At 71.4% G+C, this 14749-nt stretch carries 14 protein-coding genes; 5 read left to right on the top strand and 9 right to left on the bottom strand.

The window, feature by feature from the left end:
* The first annotated feature begins 160 nt into the window (after positions 1 to 160).
* Complete coding sequence (locus STRVI_RS02305; RefSeq protein ID WP_014054001.1) at positions 161 to 781, top strand: nucleoside/nucleotide kinase family protein; 621 nt, start codon at positions 161 to 163, stop codon at positions 779 to 781.
* Between the two features lie 94 nt (positions 782 to 875).
* On the opposite strand, the gene hemB is transcribed toward STRVI_RS02305, so the two are convergent.
* From hemB to STRVI_RS02280, 5 genes are read right to left on the bottom strand one after another with little or no spacing between them, the layout of a single operon-like run.
* Entirely contained in the window at positions 876 to 1880 is a 1005-nt protein-coding gene (gene hemB, locus STRVI_RS02300) for a porphobilinogen synthase (protein ID WP_014054000.1), read from the bottom strand.
* Positions 1877 to 3535: a uroporphyrinogen-III synthase gene (locus tag STRVI_RS02295; protein ID WP_014053999.1), complete on the bottom strand. Its 1659-nt coding sequence runs from the start codon at positions 3533 to 3535 to the stop codon at positions 1877 to 1879. The genes hemB and STRVI_RS02295 overlap by 4 nt, the downstream gene beginning before the upstream one ends.
* A complete protein-coding gene (hemC, locus tag STRVI_RS02290) occupies positions 3532 to 4521 on the bottom strand; it encodes a hydroxymethylbilane synthase (RefSeq protein WP_014053998.1) in 990 nt (329 codons plus the stop codon). Before hemC ends, STRVI_RS02295 begins: the two co-directional genes overlap by 4 nt.
* Complete coding sequence (locus tag STRVI_RS02285) at positions 4518 to 5987, bottom strand: glutamyl-tRNA reductase (protein WP_014053997.1); 1470 nt, start codon at positions 5985 to 5987, stop codon at positions 4518 to 4520. Before STRVI_RS02285 ends, hemC begins: the two co-directional genes overlap by 4 nt.
* Positions 5984 to 6784: a redox-sensing transcriptional repressor Rex gene (locus tag STRVI_RS02280; RefSeq protein WP_014053996.1), complete on the bottom strand. Its 801-nt coding sequence runs from the start codon at positions 6782 to 6784 to the stop codon at positions 5984 to 5986. The genes STRVI_RS02285 and STRVI_RS02280 overlap by 4 nt, the downstream gene beginning before the upstream one ends.
* Before the next feature lie 581 nt (positions 6785 to 7365).
* Here STRVI_RS02280 and STRVI_RS02275 point away from each other — a divergent pair.
* The 4 genes from STRVI_RS02275 to STRVI_RS02260 all read left to right on the top strand — a co-directional run bounded on the left by STRVI_RS02275 (position 7366) and on the right by STRVI_RS02260 (position 11455).
* Complete coding sequence (locus STRVI_RS02275) at positions 7366 to 7644, top strand: glutaredoxin family protein (protein WP_043235285.1); 279 nt, start codon at positions 7366 to 7368, stop codon at positions 7642 to 7644.
* A 142-nt stretch (positions 7645 to 7786) separates the two neighbouring features.
* Positions 7787 to 8710, top strand: coding sequence for an HAD family hydrolase (locus tag STRVI_RS02270; protein ID WP_014053994.1), 924 nt, complete (start codon positions 7787 to 7789; stop codon positions 8708 to 8710).
* Positions 8711 to 9205: 495 nt separating this feature from the next.
* Positions 9206 to 10012 (top strand): ECF subfamily RNA polymerase sigma factor, BldN family, encoded by an 807-nt coding sequence (locus STRVI_RS02265; RefSeq protein ID WP_014053993.1) that lies wholly within the window; start codon positions 9206 to 9208, stop codon positions 10010 to 10012.
* A 204-nt stretch (positions 10013 to 10216) separates the two neighbouring features.
* Entirely contained in the window at positions 10217 to 11455 is a 1239-nt protein-coding gene (locus tag STRVI_RS02260) for a DUF5667 domain-containing protein (protein WP_014053992.1), read from the top strand.
* Between the two features lie 423 nt (positions 11456 to 11878).
* Here STRVI_RS02260 and STRVI_RS02255 read toward each other — a convergent pair whose 3' ends face one another.
* The 4 genes from STRVI_RS02255 to STRVI_RS02245 all read right to left on the bottom strand — a co-directional run bounded on the left by STRVI_RS02255 (position 11879) and on the right by STRVI_RS02245 (position 14630).
* On the bottom strand, positions 11879 to 12925 hold the full coding sequence (locus STRVI_RS02255; protein ID WP_014053991.1) for a lysophospholipid acyltransferase family protein: 1047 nt from the start codon (positions 12923 to 12925) through the stop codon (positions 11879 to 11881).
* A 14-nt stretch (positions 12926 to 12939) separates the two neighbouring features.
* On the bottom strand, positions 12940 to 13983 hold the full coding sequence (locus STRVI_RS02250) for an NAD-dependent epimerase/dehydratase family protein (RefSeq protein ID WP_043235281.1): 1044 nt from the start codon (positions 13981 to 13983) through the stop codon (positions 12940 to 12942).
* Between the two features lie 210 nt (positions 13984 to 14193).
* Positions 14194 to 14292: a 30S ribosomal protein bS22 gene (locus STRVI_RS47350; protein WP_003948845.1), complete on the bottom strand. Its 99-nt coding sequence runs from the start codon at positions 14290 to 14292 to the stop codon at positions 14194 to 14196.
* A gap of 128 nt (positions 14293 to 14420) precedes the next feature.
* On the bottom strand, positions 14421 to 14630 hold the full coding sequence (locus tag STRVI_RS02245) for a helix-turn-helix domain-containing protein (RefSeq protein ID WP_014053989.1): 210 nt from the start codon (positions 14628 to 14630) through the stop codon (positions 14421 to 14423).
* Between the last annotated feature and the right edge of the window lie 119 nt (positions 14631 to 14749).

The raw sequence follows: 14749 nt of genomic DNA, 5'->3' as shown, positions 1-14749 counted from the left end.
TGACGCGTGAAAGGGGTCAGGGGATGTGCCCCTCTGCCGAGATTTCTGGAAATTCGCCCGGCTGCCCGCCTGCCCTCCCCCGCACCGCCGACCGCGGGGGCGGGCCGCAGGCCGGATAGTGGATCGTGCCCATTCCCGAAAGCCACCGAAAGCGCCCGCCATGACTTCCCAGCAACTCCTCGACCGCGCCCAGCGCCTGGCCGACGCGGGCGGTCGCCGCCTGCTCGGAATCGCCGGACCGCCCGGGGCCGGCAAAACCACCCTCGCCCAGTACCTGGTCGACGCCCTCGGCGCCGACCGGGCCGTCCTGGTGCCGATGGACGGCTTCCACCTCGCCGACGCCGAGCTGCGCCGGCTCGGCCTGATCGGCCGCAAGGGCGCGCCGGAGACCTTCGACCCGTACGGCTACACCGCGCTGCTGCGGCGGCTGCGGGCGCCGCGCGCCGAGGAGGTCGTCTACGCGCCGGGATTCGACCGCGAGCTGGAACAGCCCGTCGCGGGCACCATCCCGGTGGTGCCGGAGACCCCGCTGGTGATCACCGAGGGGAATTATCTGCTGCTGGCCGAGGCGCCCTGGCTCCCGGTCCGCGAGCTGCTGGACGAGACCTGGTGGGTCGACCTGGACACCGAGGAGCGGGTGCGCCGGCTGATCGACCGCCATGAGCGGTTCGGCAAGCCGCGCGAGGTGGCCGAGCGCTTCGTCCTCACCTCCGACGAGGCCAACGCCCGGCTGGTCGCCCCCGGGCGGGCGGCCGCCGACTTCGTGGTCAGGGGACGGTGACCGCCGTATGAGCGACCCGAAGAGGGCGAGCCGGGGGCGCGAAGGCCGGCGGCTCCGCGCCCCCGGCCTCGTGGTCATTCCCCGCGGTGGAGGCTCACTCCCCGCGGTTCAGCCGCTGGGCGACCTCGGTCGCCCAGTACGTGAGGATCATCCCCGCGCCCGCGCGCCGTACCGAGGTCAGCGTCTCCATGATCGCGCGGTCGCGGTCGATCCAGCCGTTGGCCGCCGCCGCCTCGACCATCGCGTACTCACCGGAGATCTGGTAGGCGGCCACCGGCACGTCCACGGCGTCGGCGATCTGCCGCAGGATGTCCAGGTAGGGCAGGGCCGGCTTCACCATGACCATGTCCGCGCCCTCGGCCAGGTCCAGCTCCAGCTCGCGCATCGCCTCCCGGGCGTTGGCCGGGTCCTGCTGATACGTCTTGCGGTCGCCCTTCAGCGAGGAGCCCACCGCCTCGCGGAACGGACCGTAGAAGGCGGAGGCGTACTTCGCGGTGTAGGCGAGGATCGAGATGTCCTGGTGCCCGGCGCCGTCCAGCGCCTCGCGGATCACCCCGACCTGCCCGTCCATCATGCCGCTGGGGCCCACTGTGTGGACGCCCGCGTCGGCCTGGGCGCGGGCCATCTCCGCGTACCGCTCCAGCGTGGCGTCGTTGTCGATCCGGCCCTCGGCGTCCAGGACCCCGCAGTGGCCGTGGTCGGTGTGCTCGTCCAGGCAGAGATCGGACATGATCACCAGGTCGTCGCCGACCTCGGCGCGCACATCGCGGATGGCCACCTGGAGGATCCCGTCCGGGTCGGTGCCGGGCGTGCCGACGGCGTCCTTCTTGGACTCCTCCGGCACCCCGAAGAGCATGATCCCGCCGAGGCCCGCGGCGACCGCGTCGGCCGCCGCCTTCCGCAGGGAGTCCCGGGTGTGCTGCAGAACGCCCGGCATCGTCTGCAGCGGCACCGGCTCGGTCACGTCCTCGCGGACGAACGCGGGCAGGATCAGCTCGGCCGGATGCAGCCGGGTCTCCGCGACCATGCGGCGCATGGCCGGATTCACCCGCAGCCGGCGCGGTCGCGCACCGGGGAAGCTGCCGTACGTGGTGCTCAAGAGCGTGCCCTCCTCCGTGATCCCGGCCGTCGCTCGCTCGGGCGGGTGACCGGCTCCCCGGCTTCGATCGCGGCCTGCCGCCGCGCCGCCCCGAAGTCCGCGAGCGCCTCGGCGAGCTTGAGCACCGAGGGCTCGGGCGACAGCACGTCCACCCGCAGCCCGTGCTCCTCCGCGGTCTTCGCGGTGGCCGGGCCGATACAGGCGATGACAGTGACATTGTGCGGCTTGCCCGCGATGCCGACGAGGTTCCGCACGGTGGACGACGAGGTGAAGAGCACCGCGTCGAACCCGCCGCCCTTGATGGCCTCACGGGTCTCGGCCGGCGGCGGCGAGGCGCGCACGGTGCGGTACGCGGTCACGTCGTCGACCTCCCAGCCCAGCTCGATCAGCCCGGCGACCAGGGTCTCGGTGGCGATGTCGGCCCGCGGCAGGAAGACCCGGTCGATCGGGTCGAAGACCGGGTCGTAGGGCGGCCAGTCCTCCAGCAGCCCGGCCGCGGACTGCTCACCGCTGGGCACCAGATCAGGCTTCACTCCGAAGTCGATCAGCGACCTGGCGGTCTGCTCGCCCACCGCCGCGACCTTGATCCCGGCGAACGCGCGGGCGTCGAGCCCGTACTCCTCGAACTTCTCCCGCACCGCCTTGACCGCGTTGACCGAGGTGAAGGCGATCCACTCATAGCGCCCGGTGACCAGGCCCTTGACCGCGCGCTCCATCTGCTGCGGGGTGCGCGGCGGCTCCACGGCGATCGTCGGCACCTCGCTGGGCACCGCGCCGTAGCTGCGCAACTGGTCCGAGAGCGAGGCGGCCTGCTCCTTGGTGCGCGGCACCAGGACCTTCCAGCCGAACAGCGGCTTGGACTCGAACCAGGAGAGCTGATCACGCCGGCCGGCCGCGCTCTGCTCGCCGACCACGGCTATCACCGGCTGTGCGCCCTGCGGCGACGGCAGCACCTTGGCCGCCTTCAGCACCTGGGCGATGGTCCCCAGCGTCGCGGCCCAGGTCCGCTGACGCGTGGTGGTGCCACCGACGGTGACGGTGAGCGGGGTGTCCGGCTTGCGGCCCGCGGCCACCAGCTCACCCGCGGCGGCGGCCACCGTCTCCAGGGTCGCGGAGACCACGGCGGTCGCGTCGGACGAGCCGACCTCGCTCCAGCAGCGCTCATCGGCGGCCAGGGCGTCCACGAAACGCACATCCGCGCTGTGGGCGTCCCGCAGCGGCACCCCCGCGTAGGCGGGCACACCCACCGCGGCGGCCACACCCGGCACCACCTCGAAGAGGATGCCCTCGGCGGCGCAGGCGAGCATCTCGTCGGCGGCGTATCCGTCGAGGCCGGGGTCGCCCGCGACCGCGCGGACGACCCGCTTGCCGCCGCGCGCGGCCGTCATGACAAGATTGGCGGTGCCCCGGAGTACCGGGACGGTGGCTGACGACCCATCAGCCTCCGCTTGCCGCGGCGCGCCCTGAGCGTCCGCGGCCACGCCCGGCCTGACGTGCCCCCGCACCACGTCGAGCACTTGCGGGTCGGCGATCAGTACGTCCGCGGTGGCCAGAGCCTCCACGGCGCGCAAGGTCAGCAGGCCCGGATCTCCGGGGCCCGCACCGAGGAAGGTGACGTGTCCGCAGCCGGGGTGATTCGGGACGGTGGGGTTCAAAGTGCTCGCTCCCCCATAAGACCGGCCGCACCCTTGGCGAGCATCTCGGCTGCGAGTTCGCGACCGAGGTCCCCGGCCTCACTGGGCGACGCGGGTACGGGACCGGTGGTGGACAGCTGCACCAGCGTCGTGCCGTCGGTGGTGCCGACGACGCCGCGCAGGCGCATTTCGGTGACAGCCTGACCGTCGGCCAACAGGTCGGCCAGCGCCCCCACAGGTGCGCTGCAGCCGGCCTCCAGGGCGGCGAGCAGGGATCGCTCGGCGGTCACGGCGACCCGCGTGTACGGGTCGTCGATCTCGGCGAGCCGGGCAGTGAGCGCCACGCTGGACGCGGCACACTCCACTGCCAGTGCCCCCTGGCCGGGGGCGGGCAAAACATGGCCGACATCGAGCAGCTCGGTCGCCTCGCCGATCCGCCCCAGACGGATCAGGCCGGCGGCGGCGAGCACCACGGCGTCCAGCCGTCCCGACCGGACGTAGCCGATGCGGGTGTCGACATTGCCGCGTATCGGCACGGTCTCGATGTCGAGGCCGAAGGCGCGGGCCCACGCGTTGAGCTGGGCCGCGCGGCGCGGGGATCCGGTGCCTATCCGGGACCCCGGGGGAAGCTGGGCGAAGGTGAGCCCGTCCCGGGCGATCAGCGCGTCGCGCGGGTCCTCGCGGCGCGGTATCGCGGCCAGCCGCAGCCCGTCGGGCTCCGCGGTGGGAAGGTCCTTCAGCGAGTGCACGGCCAGGTCGATCTCACCGCTCAGCAGCGCCTCGCGCAGCGCCGAGACGAAGACGCCGGTGCCACCGATCTGCGCGAGGTGCTCCCGCGAGGTGTCGCCGTACGTGGTGATCTCGACCAGTTCCACGGGACGCCCGGTGACCTCGCGCACCAGGTCCGCGACCAGGCCGGACTGGGCCATGGCGAGCGCGCTGCGGCGAGTGCCCAGCCGCAGCGGCGGAGCGCCGCCGAAGGCGGCGGGTGAGGGGGTGGCGTTCATGGCCGGCCTCCCTTCGGGTCGTTCTGTTCGGCCGCGCGGGCCGAGCCGTCGGCGCGGCTGACGGCGGCGACCGCCTGCGGATCGAGGTCGAAGAGCTCGCGCAGCGCATCGGCGTAACCGGCGCCACCCGGAGTGCCCGCGAGCTGCTTGACCCGCACGGTGGGCGCGTGCAGCAGCTTGTCGACGACCCTGCGCACGGTCTGCGTGATCTCGGACCGCTGCTTGTCGTCCAGATCCGGAAGGCGCCCGTCGAGCCGGGCGATCTCACTGGCGACGACGTCCGCCGCCATGGTACGCAGCGCGACCACCGTCGGCGTGATGTGCGCGGCGCGCTGGGCCGCCCCGAAGGCGGCCACCTCGGCGGAGACGATGGTCCGCACCTTGTCCACGTCGGCGGCCATCGCCCCGGCGGACGAGCCCGGCGCCCCGGACGGCTCGGTGGCCGCCTCGGCGAGGGACTCGATATCGACCAGGTGCAGCCCCTCGATCCGGTGCGCCGCCGCGTCTATGTCGCGCGGCATGGCCAGATCGAGCAGCGAGACGTCCGTCCCCGTGCGGTGGGCCCCGGGCGGGCAGGCCGCGCGCTGGGCGAGCGCGGTGCGCAGCTCCGCGGCGGTCAGCACCAGGCCGGTCGCGCCCGTACAGGAGACGACGATGTCGGCGTGCGGCAGCTCGGCGGTGACCCGGTCCCGCGGCACTGCACGGGCCACCAGCGGCTCGCGCAACGTTTCCTCACCCTCGGCGGGGATCGCGGCCGGAGTGGCCGCATGCTGCTGGACCAGGGACTCGGCGAGGCGCAGCGCCCGCTCCAACGTCCTGTTGGCGATCACCAGTTCTGCCACACCGGCGCGTGCGAGCGTCGCCGCGGCCAGCGAGGACATCGAACCCGCGCCGATCACCAGGGCCCGCTTGCCCCGGGCCCACTCCGCCACCGACGCGCCCTGGGCGAGCTGCTCCAGGCCGAAGGTGACCAGCGACTGGCCCGCCCGGTCGATACCGGTCTCGCTGTGGGCCCGCTTGCCGACCCGCAACGCCTGCTGGAAGAGATCGTTCAGCAGCCGCCCGGCGGTATGCAGCTCCTGCCCCAGCGCGAGCGCGTCCTTGATCTGGCCGAGGATCTGGCCCTCGCCGACGACCATCGAGTCCAGCCCGCAGGCCACCGAGAAGAGGTGGTGGACGGCCCGGTCCTCGTAGTGGACGTAGAGATACGGGGTGAGCTCGTCCAGTCCGACGCCGGTGTGCTGGGCGAGCAGCGTGGACAGCTCGGCGACCCCGGCGTGGAACTTGTCCACGTCGGCGTAGAGCTCGATGCGGTTGCAGGTGGCCAGCACCGCGGCCTCGGTGGCGGGCTCGGCGGCGAGGGTGTCCTGCACCAGCTTCGCCTGCTCGTCCCCCACCAGGGCGGCCCGCTCCAGCACGCTCACGGGCGCGCTGCGGTGGCTCAGTCCGACGACGAGGAGACTCATGCCGGCATCACGGCGGGCACGTCCCCGTCAGGTCCTTGCCGACCGCTGTCGGCGCCGGGGCCACCGGAGGGCGCGCGATGCGCCACGGGCGGTGGTGGAACGGCTCCCGCGGCCTCCTCGGGCGCGGCGACCTCCTCGCCCGCCTTGCGCTGCTCGTGGAAGGCGAGGATCTGCAGCTCGATGGAGAGATCGACTTTGCGCACATCCACCCCGTCCGGAACGGTCAGCACGGTGGGCGCGAAGTTGAGGATCGAGGTGATCCCGGCGGCGACGAGCCGGTCGCAGACCTGCTGGGCCGCGCCCGCCGGGGTGGCGATGACGCCGATCGAGACGCCGTTGTCCGTGATGATCTTCTCGAGCTCGTCGGTGTGCTGCACCGGGATGCCCGCGACCGGCTTCCCGGCCATGGTGGGGTCGGCGTCGATCAGCGCGGCGACCCGGAAGCCACGGGAGGCGAAGCCGCCGTAGTTGGCGAGCGCGGCGCCGAGATTACCGATACCGACGATCACAACCGGCCAGTCCTGGGTGAGCCCGAGCTCCCGCGAGATCTGGTAGACGAGGTACTCCACGTCGTAGCCGACACCGCGGGTGCCGTACGAACCGAGATAGGAGAAGTCCTTGCGCAGCTTGGCCGAATTGACGCCGGCCGCGGTGGCCAGCTCCTCCGAGGACACTGTGGGCACCGAGCGCTCCGAGAGAGCGGTCAGCGCACGCAGATACAGCGGTAGCCGGGCGACGGTGGCCTCGGGGATCCCTCGGCTGCGGGTCGCCGGTCGGTGAGTTCGGCCAGTTGCCACGGTGCTCCTGCGGGTAGAGCGAGGCTGTGGGCGGCCGGGTGTTTCATGACCGCCCCATCGACAGCAGGCTATGTCTTTGTGAACGCGTGCACAAAGATGGTGTCCGCTTTGTCCGAGCAAAGTGACCGGTGTCACGCGCCTTTTCGCGCCAGCCGCGGAACCACCACCTGCGTCACACCGTTCCCGGCAGGCACGCTCGTACCGCTGGGCCGCCGACCGGAGCACAGGCCCTCACTCCTCACCTTTTACCCCCGGACAGCAACAAAACGCCCTCGATCGTAATCGACCGAGAGCCCACTTCCGAACTCGTGGAAGGGGCACCGTCGCGGGTCAGGGCACTGGGGTCTTCCGGCCGGGGGCACCTCCCAGCGGTAGCCGGGGGCGAGCCGAAGGGGCGCGTCGCTGTCGAAAGGGAGAGCGCGCGCAGGGAGCGAGGGCTGCGATCGATATGCGGCTCCGCCGCGTGAGCGACCGAGCACGGTCGACCGCCGACAGGGGGCACCTCCCAGCGGTAGCCGGGGGAGACTGGAGCGCCCCGGAGGCGAACCGAGCCTCGAAAAAGGCCAGGCAGAATGAAGGGCATGAGTCCGTTGCTGCGCCGCACCCCGCGGAAGAAGCCCGCCGAGCGCACGGTCACGCTGATCGGCAAGCCCGACTGCCACCTGTGCGAGGACGCCGAGGCCGTGATCGAAGAGGTCTGCGGCGAGCTGGGCACCCCCTGGGAGAAGAAGGACATCACCCAGGACGAGGAGCTGTACCGCGCCTACTGGGAGCAGATCCCGGTGGTGCTCATCGACGGCGAACAGCACGACTTCTGGCGGGTGAACCCCAAGCGGCTGCGCACCGCGCTCGGCGGCTGATCCCGCCCCCGCGAGGCGGCCCGATCCCGCGCCCGCGAGGCGGCTGATTTCGGCCCCTGCGCGGCCTCCCTTTCGCGTAACCTGAATCGGCCCGACACCCGGGCGTAACGGGATGCGCCGGAGCGCTGGCTATGCTCGCTCCATGGCCGCACTGGGATGGTTCACCCGACGTCGACGACCCGCCACCGAGCGGAGTGTCCTCGCCGGAGAGGCATCGGCCGAGGCAGCGCGCAAGTCGTCGGCCGAGACCCCCGCACCGCAGCCCCCCGCCGAACCGGAATTCCCCGTCGTCGGCGACGAGCGGGCCGCCGCCTTCTTCGACCTGGACAACACGGTCATGCAGGGCGCCGCGATCTTCCACTTCGGCCGCGGCCTCTACAAGCGGCACTTCTTCCGCAAGCGCGAACTCGCCCGCTTCGCGTGGCAGCAGACCTGGTTCCGGGTGGTCGGCGTCGAGGACCCGGCACATATGGAGGACGTGCGCAGCAGCGCCCTGTCCATCGTCAAGGGCCACCGGGTCTCCGAGCTGATGTCCATCGGCGAGGAGATCTACGACGAGTACATGGCCGACCGCATCTGGCCCGGCACCCGCGCCCTCGCCCAGGCCCATCTGGACGCGGGGCAGCGGGTCTGGCTGGTGACCGCCGCGCCGGTCGAGACCGCGACGATCATCGCCCGGCGGCTCGGCCTGACCGGGGCGCTGGGCACGGTGGCCGAGTCGGTGGGCGGCGTCTACACCGGCCGGCTGGTCGGTGAGCCGCTGCACGGCCCGGCGAAGGCCGAGGCCGTACGGGCGCTGGCGACGGCCGAGGGGCTGGACCTCTCCCGCTGCGCGGCCTACAGCGACTCCGCGAACGACATCCCGATGCTGTCGATCGTGGGCCATCCGTACGCGGTGAACCCGGACACCCGGCTGCGCAAGCACGCCCGTGAGAACAGTTGGCGGCTGCGCGACTACCGCACCGGCCGCAAGGCGGCCAAGATCGGCATTCCGGCGGCGGCCGGGGTGGGCGCGGTGGCGGGCGGCACGGCGGCCGCCGTGGCCCTGCACCGCCGACGCCGCTGACCGCAGGCGGCCGAGGACTCACTCCACCCCTCTGACCTCCCGCTGAGCCCTTTTCAGCGCTCTTCCCTCGGGTCGCGTTGACCGCTCGCGCACGACCGTGACCGAGGACGGTCAAGGCTGACCATCGATCGCGCTCCGTGACAATGCGCCCATCGATACGCAGCGTCACCAACCGAACGCGCCCGCCCTGTTTCGGTCATTCCGCGCGTCTTACCCCACAGCGCTCCCGCCAGTCCCCTTACCGCCGCTTTGTCACAACACGCCACGCAATCGCACAAGCCACGAACGATTTCGATCAATTAGCGGTACGTGTTCGATACTTGATAGGTCATCAATCCATAAGAGAGCGAACGGAAACGATGATTTGAACAACTGGGTGTAGTGCTGCCTGTACGAAGCGTTATTCTCCTTAGACGCAAACCGGTACCCACACGTCCCTACGGCGGGTGACGGTCCCGTACTGCTCGTGATGGAAGCTCTGCCTCTGGGAGTCTCGTGTACCCACACGTCGGGGTTGACGCCTCGGGCCTGGCTACGCTGCGCGCAACGGTCCTTGACTGTCTGCGCGGCTTCGTCCCCACCGCGTATGCCGTCCCCGGCCTCGCCGCCCCCCTGCCCGCCAGCCCAGCCGTCGGCACGGTCAATCGCCCCGGCCAGGCCGGTTCGTGCTACGCACTGGCGGACGGCGGCGCCGCGGTCAGCAGACGCTCCCGCGGCTCCACCCCCACCGCCCGGCGCCCCGGCGCCGACAGCGACAGCCGTCGCATGATGGACCTCGTCGAGCGCGCCCAGTCCGGAGAGGCCGAGGCGTTCGGCAGGCTCTACGACCAGTACGCCGACACGGTCTACCGCTATATCTATTACCGCGTGGGCGGCAAGGCCACGGCCGAGGACCTCACCAGCGAGACGTTCCTGCGCGCCCTGCGCCGCATCGGCACCTTCACCTGGCAGGGCCGCGACTTCGGCGCCTGGCTGGTGACCATCGCGCGCAATCTCGTCGCCGACCACTTCAAGTCCAGCCGCTTCCGGCTGGAGGTCACCACCGGCGAGATGCTCGACGCCAACGAGGTCGAGCGCAGCCCCGAGGACTCCGTCCTCGAATCGCTGTCCAACGCCGCTCTCCTGCAGGCGGTGCGAAAACTCAACCCGCAGCAGCAGGAGTGCGTGACGCTCCGCTTCCTCCAGGGCCTCTCGGTCGCCGAGACCGCCCGGGTCATGGGGAAGAACGAGGGCGCGATCAAAACCCTTCAGTACCGGGCCGTGCGCACCCTGGCCCGGCTTCTTCCGGAGGACGCCCGCTGACCACCCGTAGCCGTCCGGCCACGGACCGTCCGCCTTTGGGCAGGGCGTAACCCGGGTGCTGCGCCGCTCGTTGTGGGAGATGCAGGCGCCTCGTGGTCGTACCCTGCCCGTAGTTCACTCACTCGATCAGGTGGACGCGCGCATGGCACGGAACCCTCGGGTGTCCTGGGGAGTCGACCGTCACGAGGAGAGGAGGTGCCGCCTGTGATCGCGAACGTATCGGCACACCGGCGGGCGAACGCCTTCGCCAAGGCCTTGGAGGCCCTGGACGCCCTGGAGAGCAACCACCAGGCCGCCCAGGACAAGACGCCGCAGCAACAGCCAGGTTCCCCATCGGCGGAGAGCGCCGAGCGGAGACGGCTGCTGGCCCTGGCGAGCGGGCTGGGCGAGCTGCCGGCACCAACATTGGACCCGGAGGTACGCGTCACCCAGCGGGCGCAGTTGCTCGCCGCCATGGAGGCGGCCTTCGCCGAGGGCGCGCCACGCGTGCCCGAGCAGCGCCGCCGCACCGGCGGCGCCCACCGCGCCAAACCCCCGGTGGCAAGACTGCGCCCCCGTTCCCGCTGGTCCAAGGGGCTCGCGGCCGGGGGGCTCACCGTCGGCGTCGCGGCGGGTGCCTTCGGCGGCGTCGCCGCCGCCAGCTCGGACGCGCTGCCGGGCGACACCCTCTACGGGTTCAAGCGCGGCATGGAGGACCTCAAGCTGGAGATGGCGGACGGCGACGCCGACCGGGGCCGGATCTATCTGGACCAGGCGTCGACGCGGATGAGCGAGGCGCGCCGCCTGATGGAGCGCACCCGCACCGGCGATCTGGACCATGACTCGCTGGGGGAGATCCGCCGGGCCCTGGCCGGTATGCGCCATGACGCCTCCGAGGGCCACCGGCTGCTGCACCAGGTCTACCAGCGAGACGGCTCGCTCGGCCCGATCCAGCAGCTTTCCACCTTCTCGCAGGCGCATCGCGGCGGCTGGAGCCGGCTGCGCGATCAGCTACCGGTCCAGCTCATGGACGTCGGCGACGAGGTGAGCTCGGTCTTCGACGCCATAGACCAAGAGGTCGGTCCGTTGCGGGCGTTGCTGCCCACGAAGAAGGAGCAGCAGGGCCAGTCCGGCCAGACCGGGCACGCGCCCGAGCGCGCCGACGGGGTGGCCCCGGGCGACCGTCCGGCGTCCACCTCGGCCACCCCGAGCGGCAGCCGCACCGACGAGACCGCCTCCCACCCGCACCCGTCGTCCTCGGCAAGCGCCCACGACCAGAGCGGCGGCCTGGTGGGCGGCGCCGGGGACCTGCTGGACCCGCCGCTCGGCGGCGCGAGCCCCAGCCCGTCCACGGGCAAGGGCGACCCGGGCGGCAAGACGTCGTCCCAGCCGGACATCACCATCCCCCCGCTGCTGCCGGACCTCCTGCCGGGCCTGAGCATCGACGGCGACGACACAAGGTGAAACAGACCGGGGGTGGGCGATGTGCACCGCACGCCACCCACCCCCGGACCCCAGGTCAGAAGACCAGGCTCAGCAGAACACCGCCCGCAGGGGCAAGCCTCGGAAGAACACCGACCCGCCGCTGCACCAGCAACTTGACCCCTCCTCCGGCCGCCCTCGCATAGCGCGGCCCCGAGGCCCCCCAGCCTCAGCCGAGCTGCGCCGGACTCCGTCCGACGGACCAGGTGCCCGCGCCACATCACACCGCCCGCCGGGCAAGCCTCAGAAGAACACCGACCGCCGCTGCACCAGCAACTTGACCCCTCCTCCGGCCGCCCTCGCATAGCGCGGCCCCGAGGCCTCCCCCGCTTCAGCCGAGCTGCGCCGGACTCCGTCCGACGGACCAGGTGCCCGCGCCACATCACACCGCCCGCCGGGCAAGCCTCAGAAGAACACCGACCGCCGCTGCACCAGCAACTTGTAGAGCGTGTGCTGGATCGTTTCTCGTACCTGGTCGGTCAGGTTGAACATCAGCATCGGGTCGTCCGCCGCCTCCGGCGGATGCCCGTCGGTGGGGATGGGCTCGCCGAACTGGATCGTCCACTTCGTCGGCAGCGGCACTGCGCCCAGCGGCCCCAGCAGCGGGAAGGTCGGCGTGACCGGGAAGTACGGCAGGCCGAGCAGCCGGGCCAGGGTCTTCGCGTTCCCCACCATCGGGTAGATCTCCTCCGCGCCCACGATCGAGCACGGCACGATCGGCGCCCCCGCGCGCAGCGCCGTCGAGACGAAGCCGCCCCGCCCGAAGCGCTGTAGCTTGTACCGCTCCGAGAACGGCTTGCCGATCCCCTTGAAGCCCTCCGGCATCACCCCGACCACCTCGCCGCGCTCCAGCAGCAACTGGGCGTCCTCGGAGCAGGCGAGGGTGTGACCCGCCTTGCGGGCCAGCTCGTTGACGACCGGCAGCACGAAGACGAGGTCGGCCGCGAGCAGCCGCAGATGGCGCTGGGCCGGGTGGTTGTCGTGCACCGCGACCTGGAGCATCAGCCCGTCCAGCGGCAGCACCCCGGAGTGGTTGGCGACGACGAGCGCACCGCCACTGTCGGGGATGTTCTCGATCCCCTTCACCTCGACCCGGAAGTAGTTCTCGTACAGCGGGCGAAGCAGGGACATCAGGACCTGCTCGGTCAGGTCGTGGTCGTAGCCGAAGTCGTCGACCTCGTAGTCCCCGGTGATCCGGCGGCGCAGAAAGCTCAGCCCGTGGGCCAGCTTGCGCTCCCAGTCGCCGCTGCCCGGGGCCTGCTTGGGCGGGCCGGGCGGCAGGGGCGGTACGGCCGCGGCCGCCGTCTGGGGGCGCTGTTCGAGCGCCTCGTCGCGCTGCTGCGGTACGGGCTTGAGCGAGCCCTGGGAGCGGCCGCCGCGCCCCAGCCGAGGGACCTTCCTCCGGGAAGACCGGGGCTCCTCACCAAACGGAATGACCTTGGCGTCCGCCATGGTGGTTGCGCTCCTCACGTCTGGGCGCCCGCGGGCAGCAGCGCGGCGAGCCGATCGATGGTACGGGCGAGGGTCTCGGGCGGGAGCAGCCCGGGGCCGCGGCTGTGCGCATAGTCCGCGAGGGCACCGGCGGTGGTGTGCTCGGGTTCGAATCCCAGGGTCTCGCGCATCTGGTTGGTGGCCACGACCCGGCCGTGGGTGAGCAGCCGGACCTGCTCGGGCGAGAAGTCGGTGATGCCGAGGGACCGCAGCGCGGTGCGGGCCCATCGCAGGGTGGGCAGCAGCAGCGGCAGGGTCGGGCGGCCGAGCCGCCGGGCGGCCTGGGAGAGCAGCAGCACCCCGTCCCCGGCGATATTGAACGTGCCGCTGTTGAGCGTGGACCGGCGCGGTTCGGAGGCCCCGATCCGCAGCACCTCGATGGCGTCCTTCTCATGGACGAACTGCAGCCGCGGGTCGTAGCCGATGACGGTGGGCAGCACGGGCAGCGCGAAGTACTCGGCGAGCGGTGAGTCCGCGCAGGGCCCCAGGATGTTGGCGAAGCGCAGCACGCACACCGCGACATCGGGGCGGCGCCGGGCGAAACCGCGGACATATCCCTCGACCTCGACGGTGTCCTTGGCGAAGCCGCCGCTCGGCAGGGATTTGGGCGGGGTGGTCTCGCTGAAGACGGCGGGGTCGCGGGGCGCCGAGCCGTACACATTGGTGCTGGACTTCACCACCAGCCGCTGCACCGACGGGGCCTTCTGACAGGCACCGAGGAGCTGCATGGTGCCGATGACATTGGTCTCCTTGATCGAGGCGCGATTGCCGCGCGCCCCCAGCGGAGTCCCGTTGATATCCATGTGGACGACCGTGTGGACGCCGTATTCGGCGAGCAGTTTCCCGATCGTGGGGTGCCGGATATCGGCCCGGACGAAGTCGGCGCCGCCGAGGTGGTGTTCGGGCGGCACGGCGTCCACGCCGATCACCCGCTCCACATCGGGTTCGCGCTGTATGCGCCGGACGAAACGGCCTCCCAGGCGGCGAGCGACCCCGGTGACGAGCACGACCTTTCCCAAGATCAGCGCCTTCCTTCCCACCCTCGTCCGAGCTGGGCTGTGCGGAACACCGTAACCGCTCGATGTTGCGCTGTGATGGCCACTCGCCGCGCGCTGCGCGTTTTAAGCCGGGGCCACAGGGGCCACCGTGGCTCAGACCCGTGCCACATACGCACCGCAGCCCTTCCACCGATGGTGGAAGGGCTGCGGGACGAACACAGCGTCGCTTGCTTACTTCTTGTTGCGACGCTGGACGCGCGTGCGCTTGAGCAGCTTGCGGTGCTTCTTCTTCGCCATCCGCTTGCGCCGCTTCTTGATAACAGAGCCCACGACTACCCTCGCTCACTTCGATTCACTCGGTGCGGGGCGTCCGAGCCCACACGACCTACATCGGGCCAGCCTACCCGGCACCGAGCGAACCACGTAATCCGAGGGTCCTCCCCGGGCCCGGAAAGCGCCTAGGCGGACTCCACCCCCACATACGATTCGCGGAGGTATTCATGAACCGCTTGCTCTGGGACCCGGAAAGACCTGCCCACCCGGATCGCCGGCAGATGACCGCTGTGCACCAAGCGGTACACGGTCATCTTGGACACTCGCATCACCGAGGCGACTTCCGCCACGGTCAGAAACTGAACCTCGTTCAGAGGCCGTTCGCCAGCAGCCATGACACAACACCTGAACCTTCCGCACATGTCGGGCACCGGCTTCCCCTCCGGTGACTCCTGGTCGCATGCGCGCTCCACCCCAGGTTAGGGGCGGGTGATGCAAGTGGGGAAGAGGAGTA

Source organism: Streptomyces violaceusniger Tu 4113 (assembly GCF_000147815.2).
Taxonomy (GTDB): domain Bacteria; phylum Actinomycetota; class Actinomycetes; order Streptomycetales; family Streptomycetaceae; genus Streptomyces; species Streptomyces violaceusniger_A.
This window is presented reverse-complemented; position numbering and strand designations above follow the sequence as displayed.

Bases quoted from the DNA above. Each gene is read 5' to 3' on its own strand.
- STRVI_RS02245 (WP_014053989.1), bottom strand. From the start codon at position 14,630: ATGGCTGCTGGCGAACGGCCTCTGAACGAGGTTCAGTTTCTGACCGTG.
- STRVI_RS02275 (WP_043235285.1), top strand. From the start codon at position 7,366: ATGAGTCCGTTGCTGCGCCGCACCCCGCGGAAGAAGCCCGCCGAGCGC.
- hemC (WP_014053998.1), bottom strand. From the start codon at position 4,521: ATGAACGCCACCCCCTCACCCGCCGCCTTCGGCGGCGCTCCGCCGCTG.
- STRVI_RS02305 (WP_014054001.1), top strand. From the start codon at position 161: ATGACTTCCCAGCAACTCCTCGACCGCGCCCAGCGCCTGGCCGACGCG.
- STRVI_RS02255 (WP_014053991.1), bottom strand. From the start codon at position 12,925: ATGGCGGACGCCAAGGTCATTCCGTTTGGTGAGGAGCCCCGGTCTTCC.
- STRVI_RS02285 (WP_014053997.1), bottom strand. From the start codon at position 5,987: ATGAGTCTCCTCGTCGTCGGACTGAGCCACCGCAGCGCGCCCGTGAGC.
- STRVI_RS02270 (WP_014053994.1), top strand. From the start codon at position 7,787: ATGGCCGCACTGGGATGGTTCACCCGACGTCGACGACCCGCCACCGAG.